This is a genomic window from Pantoea sp. At-9b, assembly GCF_000175935.2.
Taxonomy (GTDB): Bacteria; Pseudomonadota; Gammaproteobacteria; order Enterobacterales; family Enterobacteriaceae; genus Pantoea.
The window spans coordinates 1,341,848-1,358,519 of the sequence record NC_014837.1; the positions used below are offsets into that span (position 1 = coordinate 1,341,848).

Below are 16,672 nucleotides of genomic sequence, written 5' to 3' on the forward strand. Positions count from 1 at the left end.
GAAACAACTGTAGCACGCGTTACACGAAGCAGCGGCGATGTGACATCGTCGGCTACCTGCTATCCTCAACTTATGGCACACTTTGCCGGTTATTTTTATATTGCGCAGTCACTTAAGAGAACCCGACCTGATGAAATGGATTTGCTCTGTTAGCCTCGCTGTATCCCTTGCCATGCAACCCGCGCTGGCGGACGAGATGTTTGGCAACCATCCCATGACCGAACAGGCACGCGACGCCTTTGTTAACCAACTGCTTAGCAAGATGACGCTGAATGAGAAGATTGGTCAGTTGCGTCTGATAAGCGTAGGACCGGATAACCCAAAGGAAGCCATCCGTGACATGATCCAGCACGGACAGGTTGGGGCGATTTTTAATACCGTAACGCGTCCAGACATTCGCGCCATGCAGGATCAGGTGATGCAACTCAGCCGCCTGAAAATTCCGCTGTTCTTTGCCTATGACGTGGTCCACGGCCAGCGTACCGTGTTTCCGATTCCGCTCGGCCTGGCGTCCAGTTGGGATATTGATGCGGTAGCGGAAGTCGGGCGGGTTTCCGCTTATGAAGCGGCGGATGATGGCCTGAACATGACCTGGGCACCAATGGTAGACGTCAGCCGTGAACCGCGCTGGGGACGGGTGTCAGAAGGCTTTGGCGAAGATACCTTCCTGACCTCGCAGATGGGCAGCACCCTGGTGAAAGCGATGCAGGGGAAAAGTCCGGCCGATCGTTATTCCATCATGACCAGTGTGAAACATTTCGCGCTGTACGGTGCGGTAGAAGGCGGACGTGATTACAACACCGTCGATATGAGCCCGCAGCGGATGTTCCAGGATTACATGCCACCGTACAAAGCCTCGCTGGATGCCGGTAGCGGTGGCGTGATGGTGGCGCTGAACTCGATCAACGGTACACCGGCCACGGCTGACAGTTGGCTGCTGAAAGACCTGCTGCGTGGCGAGTGGAAATTCAAAGGTATTACCATCAGCGATCACGGTGCGATTAAAGAGCTGATGAAACACGGGGTTGCCAGTGATCCACAGGACGCGGTCCGTATTGCCCTCAAGTCCGGCATCGATATGAGTATGAGCGACGAGTATTACAGCAAATACCTGCCGGGGCTGGTGAAAAGCGGTGCGGTGAGCATGGCGGACATTGATGACGCCGCGCGCCATGTGTTGAACGTCAAATACGATATGGGGCTGTTTAACGATCCTTACAGCCATTTGGGGCCGAAAGGCAGCGATCCGCAGGACACCAACGCCGAAAGCCGCCTGCATCGTGCCGAAGCGCGTGATGTGGCGCGTAAGAGCATCGTGCTACTGAAAAACTGGCACGAAACCTTACCGCTGAAAAAGAGCGCCACCGTGGCGCTGGTTGGCCCGCTGGCCGATAGCCAGCGTGACATCATGGGCAGTTGGTCTGCCGCCGGGGTCGCGAAGCAATCCATCACCCTGTATCAGGGGATGCGCGCGGCGATGGCAGGCAAGGGCACGCTGCTGTACACCAAAGGCGCGAACATCACCGATAACAAAGGCATTCAGGATTTCCTCAATTTGTATGAACAGGCAGTGACGATTGATCCACGCTCGCCGCAACAGATGATTGATGAAGCGGTGGCGAATGCGAAGAAGGCGGATATCGTCGTGGCGGCCGTTGGCGAGGCGCAGGGCATGGCGCATGAAGCCTCCAGCCGCAGCGATCTGGTGATCCCGGAAAGCCAGCAGAAGCTGCTGGCAGCGCTGAAAGCCACCGGGAAACCGCTGGTGATCGTGCTGATGAATGGGCGTCCGCTGAATGTGGTGCATGAAGACCAGATCGCCGACGCGATGCTGGAAACCTGGTTCAGCGGTACCGAAGGCGGTAACGCCATCGCTGATGTGCTGTTTGGTGACTACAACCCGTCCGGCAAACTGCCGGTATCCTTCCCGCGTTCAGTCGGGCAAATCCCGATTTACTACAACCACTTGCCTACCGGGCGTCCGTATAACTTCGAGAAGCCGAACAAGTACACCTCGCATTACTACGATGCCATCAACGGGCCGCTTTATCCGTTTGGTTATGGTCAGAGCTACACCACCTTTAGCGTTTCGCCGGTGAAGATGTCAGCGAAATTTATGCCACGTAATGGCACGGTGGAAGCCAGCGTGAAGGTGACCAACACCGGCAATCGTGATGGTGCCACGGTGGTACAGATGTACCTGAACGATCCGGTAGCCAGCATCAGCCGTCCGGTGCAGGAGCTGCGCGGCTTTAAACGCATCATGCTGAAGGCTGGCGAGTCGCAGACGGTGAGCTTTAAGATTGACGTCGAGGCACTGAAGTTCTGGAACCAGAAAATGCAGCATGTGGCCGAGCCGGGTAAGATCAACGTGATGATTGGGCTGGATTCGGTGCGGACGCAGGACGCATCATTTGATTATCTCTAAATCCCACGTAGCGGCGCGATTTATCGCGCAAACGTAGCAATGGCAGCAGATGCCTACTGGCACGATAAATCGTGCTGCTACAATTCGCAGAAATGTTAGCAACCCGGTCAGCCTCCAGGCTGGCCGGGCAATTACCCCAAAACCATGAACATCCGCAAACGCATCGAACAACAAGTCTTCCGCCTGAATGGCCTGTCACTCAACGAATTTGATATCTCGCAACCACCTGGCGATCCCGGTCTGTTTGGTCCGGACAGCGTCATCTGGCGTGTACACGGTGATTTCGCCGCGATGATGTGCGGGGGTATCAGCGCGTTGTTGTTGCAGATGTTGCATCCGGCGGCGCTGGCGGGGGTATGGGATCACTCCAACTTTCGTGATGACATGCTGGGGCGGTTGCGGCGTACCAGTCAATTTATCGCGGTCACCACCTTTGGCAACCAGCAGGATGCCCACACGCTGATCGAGCGGGTCAAACGCATTCATCTGCGCGTTACCGGCGTCGACAATGCGGGCCAGCCGTATGCGGCCAGCGCTCCCCACTTGCTGACCTGGGTGCATGTGGCGGAAACCAGTCGCTTTCTCGCGGCCCATCTGCGCTATAAAAATCCCCATCTGAGTTTGATAGAACAGGATCGCTACTACCAGGAGGCGGCGCTGATTGCTGAATCGCTTGGTGCAGAACAGGTGCCAAAAAGTGTCGCGGCAGTGGAGAGCTACTTGCAGGCGATGCGCCCACAGTTGGTGTGCGATGCGCGTACCCGCGAGGTCACGCAACTATTGATGAACGCGCCGGCTCCCAGCTGGCAGGCGAAGCCGGTGATGCGGGCGATGATGAAGGCAGGGATTGGTTTGCTGCCAGACTGGGCGCAGCAACTGGCTGAGTTGCCCATCAGCCCGGTACAGCAACGGGTGGTCGATGGGCAAATACATCTGGTCGCGGGTTTGTTGCGTTGGTCAATTCAGCGCGGCGCGTATGCCAGGGCGATGCAACGGATGGGCCGCTAAGGGTTACGGGTGCAGTTCGTCTCTGGCCTTGGTGTAGGTGCGCGGGGTTCTGGCCTCACGACGCAGGGTCAGTTGCCGTAGCTGATAATGATGGATCAGCATCCCGAGTCCGAGGCCCATTAGCGCCAGCGGCAGCAGGCTGTAATAAATATCAGCAGGTAAAATAATTAGCAGGGCGATCCCCGCAACCAGCAGCGTCAGTGCCGACATCACCCAGGTGTAGCGAATAAACAGCCACACCAGCAGGGCGAAAATCACCACATCCCGCAGGTTAAAATCCACACTTTGCAGCACCATTGCGTCAACTCCTTCGATGCGAATGCGGCGACAATAGCACGCGCTACGGGAAAAGAATCGCGAATTAATTTGATGCTTGCCCGCGCATCATGCCGCGAAACTTCAGCAACCCTCATCTTTTCGCGGCGCACTTTGAGAGTTTTACCCTTGTGCTACATGGCACGAGTGCCGATCCTGCTCTATTCTCGGGGAAAATGGATCCCTCCAGGCATTGTTGAGGCGTTATGACACACCACCCTCTGATTGCTGAGGTGCCGAATCAGCAAAACACATTAACGGCCATCGTCGAGCAGGACGCACGCACGGCCTATTTTTACATTTGGCCGAACGATCTGTTCCGCAGCCAGTATGCGGTACGTGGTTGCTGGTTGCGTAATCTGCTGCCTGCACCGGCGCGTGAAGATCGCGACGCGCTGGAGCAAGGCATCGCGCCGCTGCTCAGTGCCGAATTTTGTCGCACGCTGGAAGCGGAGCCAGCGCTCGATCCGGCCGGTTTGCAGGTGATATGGGAGTCGAGCGACGATGGCGCAGCATTATGGTATTACGGCCAGCTCTTGGCGGTCATTCCCGGCTGGAGCCTGTATCAGGACAAACAGGTGAGTTTCTCCGCCGGTTGTATTAAAGCTAATCGCCTGACGGCACCGCTTGGCTCAGCGTCGACCAACGACTATTACGCGCGCGCCGAACAGCAGCGCCATTTCTGGCGGGACTGGCATGACGGCCATCTGTGGGATGTGGTGCAGCGCGAGTTGATGCAGTGCTACCAGGCGCAGTTTGGCGAATCGGTGAAGTATTACGCCATCGATCAGGGCAACTGGCCGCCGATGGCCATTTCACAGCACTGGCATCAGGGCGTCTGGTACTTCCTCACCCTCGGCATGGGGATTCGACCGATGCCGCAGGTGGATTACCTGTTTGATGAACTGGCACCGCAGTATCGTCGCATTGAACTGGCGATGGCGGTGGATGGCGAAGTGATGAACGAAGCCAATGCGGTCCAGATGGCCAGTGCGCTGGCGGAGTTTGCGCATCTGCCTTGGGCGCGCCTCACCTGGCTGGGAGAGGGGCATACGCTGGCGTCAGAAGTGGCTCCGGTAGGCTTCGAAAGTTTTTTGCTGGCGAATGGGCTGGCCCCGGAAGCGGCGCAGTTTCGTCTGCCGAAGCGCGAGGGGGACCGGGTGAATGTGCTATGGTCCACGCCGATCACCGAAGCGGAGCGTCAGTTTGCGCAGGCCGATGAGCGTGGTGGTCAGCAACTGTTGCAGCGGTTGCTGGCGGATGGCAATAGCCACATTTTTCGCCCAAGGCAAGAGGTGGTTGATCCGCCTGTGGCCTGAACGGTCGCGGCGCGACAAATCGCGCCGCTATATCATCACCACGATCAATTATTTTTTTGCTTTGTGATCGTGCGCACCTCAAGTTCCTCCTTAACAAGCCGTTAACCCGGATCAGGCATCTCGCCACTCCAGGGTAAGGGCATTCTCATGTTAAAAACCACACAATCCCGTTTCACCGCGACGCTCGTCGCGTTTTTCGTTGTGCTGATGCTGGTCACCGTGCTGGTGATCAATCAATTTATTGCGCCACAACTGAGCCACAATGAGAGCCGCCTGGTGCGTTACGAAGTCGATGGCCTGGCCGGACGTATCGTTGAGCAGATGAACCGCGTGCAGGCACAGCAGCGTGCCATTACCGAAGCCGCCGGGGTGATGGACAGCGCCAGCATTGATACGCTGTTGCCTGCGCTGGTTAACCAGTATCAGGACAGCAACGTATTTGGCGGCGGTATCTGGCCACTGCCAAACCGACGCGATCCGGCCAAAGAGAAAGACAGTTCGTTCTTCGCCCGCAACGCCAGCAACCAGTTGCAGGTGAATAGCTACTGGAACTCTGATGCCGCCGACAAATACTGGGAACAACCCTGGTACAAAGACGGTATGGCAGCCGCCAAAGGCCAGTGCGCCTGGGCCAAAGCGTATCAGGATGCTGCCAGCCCACAGCCACGGACTAACTGCGCGATGGCAATTTACCGTAACGGCACCGCCTGGGGCGTGGCGACCATCGACGTGACCCTGGGATTCTTCAACCAACTGGCGAAGCAGATGGGGGAGGCGATTCATGGTCGTGTGTTGATTGTCGAGGCCGATGGCAAAGTGGTTGGCAACGCCGCCCTGGTCGACGCAGCGGCGAAACTGGAAAATCTGTCCGATACCCAGCTGCCGCTGGCACCGACACTGAAAACGTTACTGGCCCAGGCGGGCAGCCAGCCGACGCAGGCGACGTATCAGACGGACGATGGCGAACACACGCTGTTCCTGCAAGCGATCCCTGGCAGCCCGTGGTATCTCGCCAGCGATGTGCCCTCCAGCCTGCTGAATGCGCAAACCCATAGCATGTTGACCCGGCTGGGTCTGGTGCAGATCCCGCTGGCGATAATTTTGCTGCTGGTGTTGCTCGGCTTTGTACGTGCCATGATGAAACGCCTGAGCCTGCTTAACCGCAACATTGAAGCGCTGTCGACCGGTGGCGCGGATTTGACGCAGCGTCTGCCTGCCAGCAACAGCCCGGAATTTGACGCGGTCGCGCAGAGCTTTAACCAGTTCATCGCTTACCTTCAGGGACTGATGCGCCAGGTGGGAGACAGCGCGTTGGCGATCACCGCCGCCTCACGCGAGATCGCCAGCGGCAACGCCGACCTGTCGGCGCGCACGGAATCGCAAGCCAGCTCGATTGTTGAGACGGCCGCCTCCATGGAGCAATTGACTGGCACGGTGCGCCAGAACGCCGACAATGCCACCCATGCCAATCAACTGGCCGACGGCGCTTCGCAGGTGGCGGCGCGCGGTACTGAAGTGGTCCGTCAGGTGGTCAGCACCATGGGTGAAATCCATCACTCATCGCGCAAAGTGGTGGATATCATCAGCGTGATCGACAGCATCGCGTTCCAGACCAATATCCTGGCCTTAAACGCCGCGGTCGAAGCCGCGCGCGCCGGTGAGCAGGGTCGGGGTTTTGCGGTGGTGGCGTCGGAAGTGCGTAATCTGGCGCAGCGTTCGGCCAACTCGGCCCGCGAGATCAAGAAGCTGATTGAGGAATCGGTCACTAACATCGATACCGGCAGCCAACTGGTGGAGCAAGCCGGGCAAACCATGGATGAGCTGATGCAGGGCGTCAGCAGCGTCACCACGCTGATGGGGGAGATTATGTCTGCCAGCCGTGAGCAGAGCCTGGGCATTGATCAGGTGAACGTGGCGATTACCCAACTTGACGGCAGCACGCAGCAAAACGCCGCGCTGGTCGAGCAGGTTTCCGCTGCCGCCCGCGCCATGGAGGAGCAGAGCGTACAACTGGAGCTGGTGGTGCAAAGCTTTAAACTTTAAGTGTTTTTTCACGGTGGTGCCTCGGGTGCCACCGTTTCTCCTTCCTTTTTAATCATTCCCCGTTTTTTATCCTGTCCTGCTAATTGGCTGCTAAAATTAACTTTCCGTTACGCAAACGCACGGAATGTACGCAATTTTCACGGTCAGCCGCGCTTCGATTGTGTACAATGGTTGAGATTTTTCTGAAGGAGTTGTCATGTCCGCCATAGAAGTTATCCTCGTCGACCACCTCGATCGTCCCACTGGCAAGATGGAAAAGCTGGAAGTTCATGAAAAGGGATTACTGCACCGTGCGGTAACGGTTTACGTGTTTAACTCGCGGCATGAACTGCTGCTACAACGCCGTGCCAGCGGTAAATATCACTGCGGCGGGTTGTGGAGTAACACCTGCTGCGGCCATCCTTATCCGCAGGAGTCCACCCAGGCGGCTGCAGAACGTCGCCTGCGCGAGGAGATGGGGTTGTCGCTGACGCTGACCCCGGTGTTTGAGTTGAGCTACAACTTGCCGCTCAGCAACGGCCTGACGGAACATGAATATGGTCACGTGTTTTTTGCCATCAGTGATGAGCAACCGGAGCTGAACCCGGAAGAAGCCGATGCCTGGTGCTATCGTTCGGTGGCGCAGATTCAACACGAGATTGCACAGCAGCCGGAACAGTTCACGCCGTGGTTTCTCTTCACCTTCGCCCGCATTCCCGCCACGCTGGATGCGTTTCAGCTAGCTGTATAAAAACACGCCTCATTGCAGAGGCGTGTTTCTCCGGACAGGGGCATCAGAACTGATAAACCAGTCCCACTGCCATTACATCGTCAGTCGCCAGACCGAGTGGATTATTATCTTTAAGCATATTAATACGGTACTCGGCGAATAAAGACATATTGACGTTGAAATAATAATAAGCACCGATGGCGGTGTACTTGATGATGTCGGCAGTGCCGATATTTTCAATATCTTCCCCTTTAGAAGAAATATAAGCCAGTGACGGACGGAATCCATTCAGAAATTGATATTGTGCAACGGCTTCAAAGTTTCGCGCTTTATTGGCAAATCCGCCACTGATGGGGGTGGCATTCAGCGTTTCATCATACGCAGCCGCCAGGTAGATCTGATTCGCATCATATTTTACCGAGGCAGCCCAATGTTGGGTTTTATCTCCATGTCCCCGACTTAAGGTATTTTGTGCATCGGTACGATCAAGGCTGGCAAAAGCACCGACAAAACTCAGACCAAAGTCGAAGGCATATGAGGCTGAAAGAGCAAATCCGTCACCGTTCGCTCGGGTAATTTGGTCGGTACTGCCGGTGCGGTCATTTTTGCCTTCATATTGCGCAGCCACATTCAGACCATCCACCAGACCAAAGAAACCGGTGTTACGCCAGGTGAGCAAGCCGGTAGAGCGCCCTGCCAGGAACACATCATTGTAATCGGAATCGCTACCGAAGAAGGGCAGCATATCGGTGTTGCTCATCACGTCATAGACCAGACCAAAATTGCGGCCATAATCGATGGATCCCCATTCACCATATTTTAACCCGGCATAGCCAAGGCGGGTGGCGTTACCATTTTGGGTATCGCTACCGCCTTCGGAATTATGCAGGCTGAATTGATATGACCAGCTACCATAACCTGTCAGGTTATCGGAGATTTTTGTTTCCCCGGTAAAACCACCCTGAAGATTTGACGATGCATCACCATCATTATTACTGTCATCAGAAAACATATGGGAAACTTTTATTTTGCCATTCAGGTCCAGCTTGTTACCGTCTTTATTATATATTTCCGCAGCCTGAACCGGACATAAGGCAGCCAGTAGCGGCAGCATAGCTGCCGCTAAAAGTGAGCGTTTCATCATTGCGTTTTTACCCTGTCTGAATTAATTATTTATTACCCCTCGTTGGGGGGGTATGGTGAAAAAAGATAAAAATCAGGAATGGTGTTTTAGTTTGCGTTTATTTAATAGTCCGGCGTTCCTCCCATTGTTCTTTAGTGAGCGTTTTATTATCGAATTGGTCACGCGTGCGGCAATAGGTATTTCCCCCCATACGGCCTACCGCATCCATCAGTTGTTGGTCGATGTGCAAATTTTCAATATTGACCGCATCAGTGCGCACATATACCCCGACCACTTCTCCGAGAATGATTTCTCGCGCCGGGCCAACCTGTAAGGTGGTATGACGGCGGCACTCCAGTGCCGCAGGGGCAGCGAGAATGCGCGGGCTGTTCACGTATTGGCCCGGCACGGTTTCCAGGCCTGCCTCCTCCAGTTCATTGACTTCGGGACCAAATTTAATGGCACAGATCTCCATCTGATCCACCAGGGCATCATCGACGATATGCACCGTAAACTCGCCCGTTTCACGGATATTGCGTGCGGTGTCTTTGAAACGCATATCGGCATAGTTCTCCACGCCGATAGCTACAATTGCCGGGTCGTGAGTCAGTACATTGAAAAAGCTGAACGGGCCAGCATTCGGCACACCGTCGCGACTGACCGTGGTCACCAGGGCGACCGGGCGTGGAATCACCGTGCCAATCAAAATCTTGTAACGCTCACGCTCGGTTAATGACGCAAAGTCAAAAAAGGTATGTGATGTTGGTTGGTTCATCTCAGGCTCCGCTGTTAATACGGTGTGTTTCAAGGGGGGTGTGACGGCTAAGATTCTCAAAACCGTCTTTGGTGACAACATAGCAATCGCCAATGTTGCAGCCTGCCGCCAGTGGTTCCAGCCATTGGCTGTGCAGCACAAATACCATCCCTTCTTCCAGTCGATCATAGTTATGAGAGGAAATGTTGAAGCTGTTTTGTGCCCCGGCCATACCGACGGAATGACCGAGGTTTGGATTGTGAGGCCCATAGGTGGCAGGGTAGACATGCATCAGCTTGCGCCCTTGTGCTTCCCAGTCGATATCGCGCACATACTGTTGCGGTATCAAACGTGCACCCCCGTCAGGAAGGGGCGACCAGTTGTAGGGCATGGTGCGCGCTTCGGCTGATGTCAGCATGCCTTGTTCGATCATCGGTTCAAAGGCAGCATTGTTGATATCTCGCATCAACGCACCGGGCTTAATTAAACGTTCCGCACGTTTCACACCATCGGTACAGGCTGTCAGTACCTTCTCCTGATGCGGAGTGATAGCACCCACGGCAATCATGCGCGCGGTTTGCGCGGTGTAACCCCGCCAGGTGACGTTGGAGATGTACAAATTGATCAGATCGCCAGCACGCACCACATGACCATAAGGTTTACCGCAGTGGGTGCCGAATTCGTTGATGCCAATCTGGTAGCCATCGCCGGTTTCCCCGCCAAAAGCCATCTGCGCCGCTGTGAAAGCCGCGAAGATCTCATGGTCAGTAACACCCGGTTTTGTCACGTGATATGCCGCCTGAGTGCCAATACTGATCAATTGAGCTGCCGCCCGGAACATCTCAATTTCACGGGGTGAACGCACTTTTTGCATGCGGTCCAGAATTGGGTTGTCGGCAATAAATTTATTGCGCGGCATCAGCGACTCAACAGCAGCCCAAAAAGTGAGGGAAGTACGGTCGCCAATTTTGCCCACTTGCGCGCTCGTCAGCCCCAGACGAGATAAGATTTCCGCACATTTCTCGGCGGTTTTGAGTACCGCGTCACCGGGACGATCGGCGTATTCGCGGCCAATCGGCCCAATCTGCCAGATTTCATCCACCAGCAACGGCTCGCCACCGGGTGGTAACAGTACCGATTGGGTAAAAAAGGAAAGCAATGTCAGCGGCTTATCAGTATCTGTCGGAATAATAAGTACGCCTTCTCTCATCCAATCACAGATATAACGCAGATACGCATTCGAGGCGTGGAACCAGCCTACGCTACCGGCGTGGACGATCAGCGCATCGTGCCCGGCTTCAACCGCCTGACGACGAATTTTGCGCAAGCGCTCGGCAAACTCTTCCTCCGGCAACGGTAACGGGGCAGAGAAGGTAAAGTCCGGCTGGAAATCGGCAAGCAGAGAGCCAATGCGATAGCCAGCGGGCTGAGTCGCATGTGTGTTCATAGATAAATCCTTGTACTTAATTAAGTCATTAATTTTGTGGCCGTGGTGCCAGTACGCGGCGTGCGACCAGCAAACCGAGCAAGGTGACGGCGATGAGAATCCCTGAGATGGCGGCCACACGGACATCGAGTGACTCTTCAATCAGGGCAAACATACGCAGCGGCAATACCGTGGTTGAGGCATCCGCGAGAAACAGCGAAACCGTGACGTTATCCAGTGATTGAATAAACACCAGGAATGCGCCAGCCAGAATGCCGGGCATCAGCAGTGGCAATGTGACACGACGCAACGTCATAAACCAACTGGCACCCATGGTGGTTGATGCCTCCGCCAGAGACGGGTTAAGCCCCTGAGCCACGACAGACGCCGCGCGATACATCAGCGGGCCAAACACCACGATATGTCCGGTCACGGTCAGCCACAACGATGGTTGGAAGCCAATAAAATTGGCGACGATCAGTGCTGCCAATCCGTAGACCAGGCTGGGTAGTACCAGTGGCGCGAGGAGTAATGGCTCGATGCTGTTGACGGTTTTGCGTTTCATCCGTGTCATACCAATGCTGGCTGGCACGGCAAACAGCAGTGATCCCAACACCGCCAATCCGGCGATTTTCAGTGAGTTCCACGCCGCTATGTGTTCAGTACCCGATCGCACCGGGTCGAGCAGCGCTTGATACCAACGCAATGAAAATCCTTCCGGTGGATATTTCAATGTTTGCCCGGCAGTGAAGGACATCATCAGCGCAATCACGATGGGGGCGATGAGGTAAATCAGGCAGAGCGTGCCAAAACCATACACAAACACTTTATACAGCAGGGCTGGAACGGGATTTTCGCGTCGATTAAGCATGGCCGTTCAATCTCCTGTGACGTGAAATCATGGTGAGTGCCACCAGCAGGCAGCCGGTCGAAAGCAGCAATACTACGGCAATGGCGGAAGCGAGAGGCCAATCGAACAGCGTACCGACTTCGCGATAGATCAGTTGTGGCACGTACACGTTACGCGCACCACCAATCACCGCTTGGGTGACGAACGAGCTACTGGTGCTGGCGAACACCAGGATCCAGCCTGCCAACAGGCCCGGCAGCATCAGTGGCAGCAACAGGGTGAACAGAATGCGCCACGGGCCGGCTCCTGAGACTTGTGCCGCTTCGGTGAGTGAATACTGGGTACGGGTCAGAACGGCGATCAGCGGTAAAATGATCAACGGCAGGTCAATCTGACACATCGCCATAACCAGACCTAGCTCGGTAAACATCAGGCTGGTTGGCATTCCGGTGATGCCAAGCGCCATTAATGCTTCGCTGATTGGCCCCTGACGTCCCAAAATCACGATCCAGGCGAAAGTTCTCACCACGTTACTGGTCAGCATCGGAATGAGCGTCAGGAAAATGATCACCTGCCGCAAGGTCCGTCCGCTATGCCAGTAAAGCAGGGCGATAGGCACCCCCAGCAGGGTGGTGCCGATGACCGTTTCCAGTCCCAATCTTGCGGTGTTCATCAACACACGAAAGTTGAACTCATCACCGAAAAAACGAGCATAGTGATCCAGGGTGACGCCACCTTTGGTGATGAAACTAAATCCGACCAAAACCGCGAGCGGCGTTGCGAAGAACACCACGGAAAGCAATAACATGGGGACAACGTAAGGAAAGCCGCTCTGTTTCATCAGATCACCTTATCCGGCAACAATGGTGTCAAATTCGCGAATCCAGGCATCGCGATTTTTGTTGATGGCGTTCCAGTCGGGGTAGACCAGAGTCTTAAGCTGATCGCGCGTAACGTAAGCCGAGATAGCCGGTGTCAGCGCCACATCGCTATTGGTCGGGAACATTTCCGCAGGAGGTAACTTGAACTGATCCTGTGCCGCCTGGGAGATGGCCGCATCCATGTAGGCGTAAGCCGCATCGGCATTTTTTGTGCCTGAAGTCAGATGGATATTGACCGGAGCCGCTGGCGAGCCAGTCTCAGGATGGACGAATTCGCAGTTCATCCCCAGACTCTTCAGACGTGCTACGTTACTGGTACTACACATAAACACCGCGATCTCACCCTGCTGGAACAAGGTCATTTGATGATTGGTACTATCAACAATGCTTTTTAACTGCTCAGGATGCTCTTTGAATAACTTAAACACGGCAGCCATGTCGTCAGGTCCGGAACCATAGATTTTGGCGATTTCGGTGTAAGCCATCACCGCAGTGTTGGATGCAAAACCGGTCCAGGACACCAGGCCTTTATAGGCAGGGTTTTCGAACAGATCTTTATACCCCTTCGGACGTGGTACAAGGTCCGGGTTATAGGCGATGCCGTTAACTTCCACCGTCACGGTTGGGCCATACTCGCCCTGAAAACTCGGATCGAGGAGATGCCAGTTTTTCAGTCTGGTGGGGTCGATTTTCTGGATAATGTTATTTTGAATAGCAATGGTCATTTGCCCAGGTGACATTAATAAGGTGTCATAAGGGGGATTCCCGGGGCTGGCCATCACTTTTGCCAATTGGTCTTGTGCCAGAGCAGGAGCAATGGTCAGGCCATAACCCTCTTTTTTCATGATTGGCGTGAGTATGTTGCGATAGGCATCTTCCCAGTTCCCTGGAAACGTAGCGGCAATCGCCGTTTCTTTCTCTGCTGCCAGCGCACGCAGTGACAGGGGTAGCATGGAGGTTGCGGCTGCTCCCGCTAACAATTGGCCGAACCGACGACGACTAATCTCAAAGTCTTTCATGTTGTTCACCTCTATTTAATCACTCAGGGTTTGCGGTTCAGCCGGGAAGGCATGACAGCGTGTAGTATCGATCTCAGCAAAAAGCTGCGATCCGGGAAGGGGAATGCGGGTGCCGGGAGTTCTGACTTCAGAGGCCCGCAATGTGGTGCCGCAGCCGAGCGTCAGATCGTGCACCAGCACGGGGCCCAGTGGGACCGATACCGTCAACCTTGCTGGTTGGCACTGTTCGCCAGGGTGCGCTGACAAACGAACCTCTTCAGGACGGAAAGTGAGGGTGATTTTCGACCCGGTGGTAAAATTCAGACGGCGCGGCAAACGCAGCGTTTTGTCACCCGGCAAGCCGATCAGCGTGGTGTCATTCTCAACACGCAATACGGTGCCCGCTAACTGGTTGGTTTGACCAATAAATGTGTTAACGAACAGGGATTTAGGCTGATCATAAACCGCCATTGGTGTGTCGATCTGTTCAACATGGCCTTTGTTCATCAGTACCAGACGATTGGCGAGGCTCTGCGCCTCCTCTTGGTCGTGCGTCACGATCAGCGTGGTGATCCCGAGCGTTTTTTGCAGATGCAACAACTCCACCTGTAAATCAAAACGTAGCGCGCGATCCAGTGCCCCAAAAGGTTCATCCAGCAGCAGCAAAGAAGGGCGACCCGCGATTGCCCGTGCGACCGCAACACGTTGTTGCTGACCACCTGAAAGCTCACGCGGCAGACGATTGCCATATTCGCTGAGGCGTACCATCGCCAACATCTCGTCAACACGCTGCTTACGTTCAGCACGCGAGACTTGCTGACAAGCAAGCGGATAGGCGATGTTTTCCGCGACGGTGAGATGCGGAAACAGGGCGTAGTTCTGGAAAACCATGCCGATACCCCGTGCCCTGGCAGAGACCATTGCCAAATCCTGCATACCCAGTTCAATTTTTCCTGCTTTCGGCTGGATAAGCCCGGCAATCGCCCTTAACACCGTGGATTTACCGCAGCCACTTGGCCCCAGCAATGCCACTATCTCACCGGGTTCAATCGTGAAAGAAACATCGCTGATTGCGTTATTGCCACCGTAGCTGTGAGTAAGTCCCTGAACGTTTAAGCGCTTACGTTCGGACGAGTTCTGCATATCTGCCATAGTGCTTTCCTGGTTCTGCGTCGCGAGATGAAACGAAAAATTCACATGGGAAGGATTAGCAAGCGGTATGCCAGGATCACAGCCTGTGAGATGTTTTCATCTTAACGTGAAGAATTATAAGGATAATTATCTTTTATAAGATATTCGAAAGTTCGTGCGAAAGTATGTGATACTAAATTTCATAAAGTAAATTCGAAATGATTTCTCACTAATTTGGTGCAATATGGTCATCACAACGGTGCAAAATCATCAGAAATGGGGCAAAGGAAAGGGGAGCAAGGCGATTTTCAGGCTGCGACCTGGATAGGATGACTGCATATCCTCTCGCTGTATAAAGCAGGCTCTTCGCGCTACTTAATTATTTTTCATTGATAATTACTTTTATGATAAATTTAATAATAAACTTTATACAAAAAATTATTAAATTTAATTCGTTATTTATCAATTAGTTACAGTATGTATCTTGAGTGATGGCATGTTGCTTGCAGGTGCTGTGACGACACACCCTCTCACAAAGGAATACGACATGAAGTTAGGAATCGACGGTTTAAAACTGCCTGAAGCAAAAAAACGTGGTCCCTTAGCCAGTCTTGATCATGCGAAAGTACTGGGTTTAAGCGGGATTTTTTTCAGCACCTTACTGGATATGAGTCCCGATCTGGATAAAGGCAGGCTAGGTGAGATCCGCGCGAAAGCAGATGAACTGGGCCTGTATCTGGAAGCAGGCCTCGGCAAAATAAACCCTTACTGTAGCGCTGAATCTCCTGAGCTGCGTGACATTGGTAACGGCGATATCATCGCCGGTTTAACGCGGATGATAGAGGCGGGTGCGGAGATAGGTTGCTGCGAGTTGTGGGTTTCTCCGGGTAACTTCAAGCCGGCCTATCCCGGGCGTCTGGCGGTGGATCGCTTTCGCACCGACGTGACCTGGGATGAACAGCTACTGGCAATGGAAAAGGTGCTACGTAAACTTGCGCCTGCTGCACGTGCCAATGGTGTTCATATGAATATTGAGACCCACGATGAAATCACCTCATTTGAAATTTTGCGCCTGATTGAATCTGTCGGTGAGGAGTGCGTTGGGGTGGTACTGGACACCGCGAATATGCTGCAACGCGGTGAACATCCGGTCTTTGCCGCCCGCCGTCTGGCCCGTTGGGTGCGGCAGACCCACATTAAAGACGCCTATATTGGGCGCGCGCCGGGCGGTCTGGACTTTCAGCCCCGTCCCTGCGGCAGTGGTATCGTCGATTTTGCCGCGATTCTCCCGCTGCTGGCCGAGGCTAACCCGGACCTACATCTGTCATTGGAAATCGCCCAGTCATCCGATGATAAACGTCGCGCTGCCAATCCACGTCAGTGCATCCAGATTGATGATCCCCTGTGGCGTGCAGGCCACCCTGATCTGACGGCGGAGGAACTGGAAGCCTATTTTGCCATGTTGAACGCGTATGAGAAGCGGGTCATGGCAGGTGAAATCCCTGACTGGGCGAGCTATGAAAGCGCCAATTATGGCTACCCCAGTTATGAGCATCAGCATTATGGTTTTGAACAGGCGTTGGGATTTATTCAGCAATCTGCCAGCCATATTCGCAGCATCTGTGCTGAAAAGGGTATCGTGTTAACACGGTAAGTTACGCAAGAATATTATCACAAAGATAGATAA

General features: G+C 54.3%; 14 protein-coding genes. 6 read left to right on the top strand and 8 right to left on the bottom strand.

What is annotated here, in order from left to right:
- The first annotated feature begins 130 nt into the window (after positions 1-130).
- Both bglX and PAT9B_RS06085 read left to right on the top strand, forming a co-directional pair.
- A complete protein-coding gene (gene bglX / locus PAT9B_RS06080) occupies positions 131-2,428 on the top strand; it encodes a beta-glucosidase BglX (protein WP_013508378.1) in 2,298 nt (765 codons plus the stop codon).
- Between the two features lie 144 nt (positions 2,429-2,572).
- Entirely contained in the window at positions 2,573-3,436 is an 864-nt protein-coding gene (locus PAT9B_RS06085; RefSeq protein WP_013508379.1) for an oxygenase MpaB family protein, read from the top strand.
- Positions 3,437-3,439: 3 nt separating this feature from the next.
- On the opposite strand, the gene PAT9B_RS06090 is transcribed toward PAT9B_RS06085, so the two are convergent.
- Entirely contained in the window at positions 3,440-3,733 is a 294-nt protein-coding gene (locus PAT9B_RS06090) for a hypothetical protein (protein ID WP_013508380.1), read from the bottom strand.
- A 224-nt stretch (positions 3,734-3,957) separates the two neighbouring features.
- Between PAT9B_RS06090 and PAT9B_RS06095 the strand changes: the two genes are divergently transcribed.
- From PAT9B_RS06095 to idi, 3 genes are all read left to right on the top strand, one after another.
- A complete protein-coding gene (locus tag PAT9B_RS06095) occupies positions 3,958-5,070 on the top strand; it encodes a suppressor of fused domain protein (RefSeq protein WP_013508381.1) in 1,113 nt (370 codons plus the stop codon).
- Between the two features lie 147 nt (positions 5,071-5,217).
- The gene (locus tag PAT9B_RS06100) at positions 5,218-7,113 is read left to right on the top strand and encodes a methyl-accepting chemotaxis protein (RefSeq protein WP_013508382.1); all 1,896 of its coding nucleotides are present in this window, start codon (positions 5,218-5,220) and stop codon (positions 7,111-7,113) included.
- 196 nt (positions 7,114-7,309) lie between these two features.
- Positions 7,310-7,843 carry an isopentenyl-diphosphate Delta-isomerase gene (gene idi / locus PAT9B_RS06105; protein ID WP_013508383.1) on the top strand — a complete coding sequence of 178 codons (534 nt, stop codon included), beginning with the start codon at positions 7,310-7,312 and terminating at the stop codon, positions 7,841-7,843.
- 43 nt (positions 7,844-7,886) lie between these two features.
- Here the strand turns inward: idi and PAT9B_RS06110 are convergent, their stop codons facing one another.
- From PAT9B_RS06110 to PAT9B_RS06140, 7 genes are all read right to left on the bottom strand, one after another.
- Positions 7,887-8,966 carry a porin OmpC gene (locus PAT9B_RS06110; RefSeq protein ID WP_013508384.1) on the bottom strand — a complete coding sequence of 360 codons (1,080 nt, stop codon included), beginning with the start codon at positions 8,964-8,966 and terminating at the stop codon, positions 7,887-7,889.
- Positions 8,967-9,063: 97 nt separating this feature from the next.
- Positions 9,064-9,720 carry a flavin reductase family protein gene (locus tag PAT9B_RS06115; protein WP_013508385.1) on the bottom strand — a complete coding sequence of 219 codons (657 nt, stop codon included), beginning with the start codon at positions 9,718-9,720 and terminating at the stop codon, positions 9,064-9,066.
- A 1-nt stretch (position 9,721) separates the two neighbouring features.
- Positions 9,722-11,146, bottom strand: a complete 1,425-nt coding sequence (locus tag PAT9B_RS06120) for a M24 family metallopeptidase (RefSeq protein WP_013508386.1) — start codon at positions 11,144-11,146, stop codon at positions 9,722-9,724.
- A 28-nt stretch (positions 11,147-11,174) separates the two neighbouring features.
- The gene (locus PAT9B_RS06125) at positions 11,175-11,996 is read right to left on the bottom strand and encodes an ABC transporter permease (protein WP_013508387.1); all 822 of its coding nucleotides are present in this window, start codon (positions 11,994-11,996) and stop codon (positions 11,175-11,177) included.
- Positions 11,989-12,816, bottom strand: a complete 828-nt coding sequence (locus tag PAT9B_RS06130; RefSeq protein WP_013508388.1) for an ABC transporter permease — start codon at positions 12,814-12,816, stop codon at positions 11,989-11,991. The genes PAT9B_RS06125 and PAT9B_RS06130 overlap by 8 nt, the downstream gene beginning before the upstream one ends.
- Positions 12,817-12,825: 9 nt before the next feature.
- Complete coding sequence (locus tag PAT9B_RS06135; protein WP_013508389.1) at positions 12,826-13,875, bottom strand: PotD/PotF family extracellular solute-binding protein; 1,050 nt, start codon at positions 13,873-13,875, stop codon at positions 12,826-12,828.
- Between the two features lie 15 nt (positions 13,876-13,890).
- A complete protein-coding gene (locus PAT9B_RS06140) occupies positions 13,891-15,006 on the bottom strand; it encodes an ABC transporter ATP-binding protein (RefSeq protein WP_013508390.1) in 1,116 nt (371 codons plus the stop codon).
- 526 nt (positions 15,007-15,532) lie between these two features.
- On the opposite strand from PAT9B_RS06140, the gene PAT9B_RS06145 reads away from it, so the two are divergent.
- Positions 15,533-16,639 carry a sugar phosphate isomerase/epimerase family protein gene (locus PAT9B_RS06145; RefSeq protein ID WP_013508391.1) on the top strand — a complete coding sequence of 369 codons (1,107 nt, stop codon included), beginning with the start codon at positions 15,533-15,535 and terminating at the stop codon, positions 16,637-16,639.
- Positions 16,640-16,672 lie beyond the last annotated feature (33 nt).

What these genes read in the sequence shown, in the direction of transcription:
- PAT9B_RS06090 (WP_013508380.1), bottom strand. Translation starts at nt 3,733, where the DNA reads ATGGTGCTGCAAAGTGTGGATTTTAACCTGCGGGATGTGGTGATTTTC.
- PAT9B_RS06095 (WP_013508381.1), top strand. Translation starts at nt 3,958, where the DNA reads ATGACACACCACCCTCTGATTGCTGAGGTGCCGAATCAGCAAAACACA.
- PAT9B_RS06145 (WP_013508391.1), top strand. Translation starts at nt 15,533, where the DNA reads ATGAAGTTAGGAATCGACGGTTTAAAACTGCCTGAAGCAAAAAAACGT.
- PAT9B_RS06110 (WP_013508384.1), bottom strand. Translation starts at nt 8,966, where the DNA reads ATGATGAAACGCTCACTTTTAGCGGCAGCTATGCTGCCGCTACTGGCT.
- PAT9B_RS06140 (WP_013508390.1), bottom strand. Translation starts at nt 15,006, where the DNA reads ATGGCAGATATGCAGAACTCGTCCGAACGTAAGCGCTTAAACGTTCAG.
- PAT9B_RS06130 (WP_013508388.1), bottom strand. Translation starts at nt 12,816, where the DNA reads ATGAAACAGAGCGGCTTTCCTTACGTTGTCCCCATGTTATTGCTTTCC.
- PAT9B_RS06100 (WP_013508382.1), top strand. Translation starts at nt 5,218, where the DNA reads ATGTTAAAAACCACACAATCCCGTTTCACCGCGACGCTCGTCGCGTTT.
- PAT9B_RS06115 (WP_013508385.1), bottom strand. Translation starts at nt 9,720, where the DNA reads ATGAACCAACCAACATCACATACCTTTTTTGACTTTGCGTCATTAACC.
- PAT9B_RS06085 (WP_013508379.1), top strand. Translation starts at nt 2,573, where the DNA reads ATGAACATCCGCAAACGCATCGAACAACAAGTCTTCCGCCTGAATGGC.
- bglX (WP_013508378.1), top strand. Translation starts at nt 131, where the DNA reads ATGAAATGGATTTGCTCTGTTAGCCTCGCTGTATCCCTTGCCATGCAA.
- idi (WP_013508383.1), top strand. Translation starts at nt 7,310, where the DNA reads ATGTCCGCCATAGAAGTTATCCTCGTCGACCACCTCGATCGTCCCACT.
- PAT9B_RS06125 (WP_013508387.1), bottom strand. Translation starts at nt 11,996, where the DNA reads ATGCTTAATCGACGCGAAAATCCCGTTCCAGCCCTGCTGTATAAAGTG.
- PAT9B_RS06120 (WP_013508386.1), bottom strand. Translation starts at nt 11,146, where the DNA reads ATGAACACACATGCGACTCAGCCCGCTGGCTATCGCATTGGCTCTCTG.
- PAT9B_RS06135 (WP_013508389.1), bottom strand. Translation starts at nt 13,875, where the DNA reads ATGAAAGACTTTGAGATTAGTCGTCGTCGGTTCGGCCAATTGTTAGCG.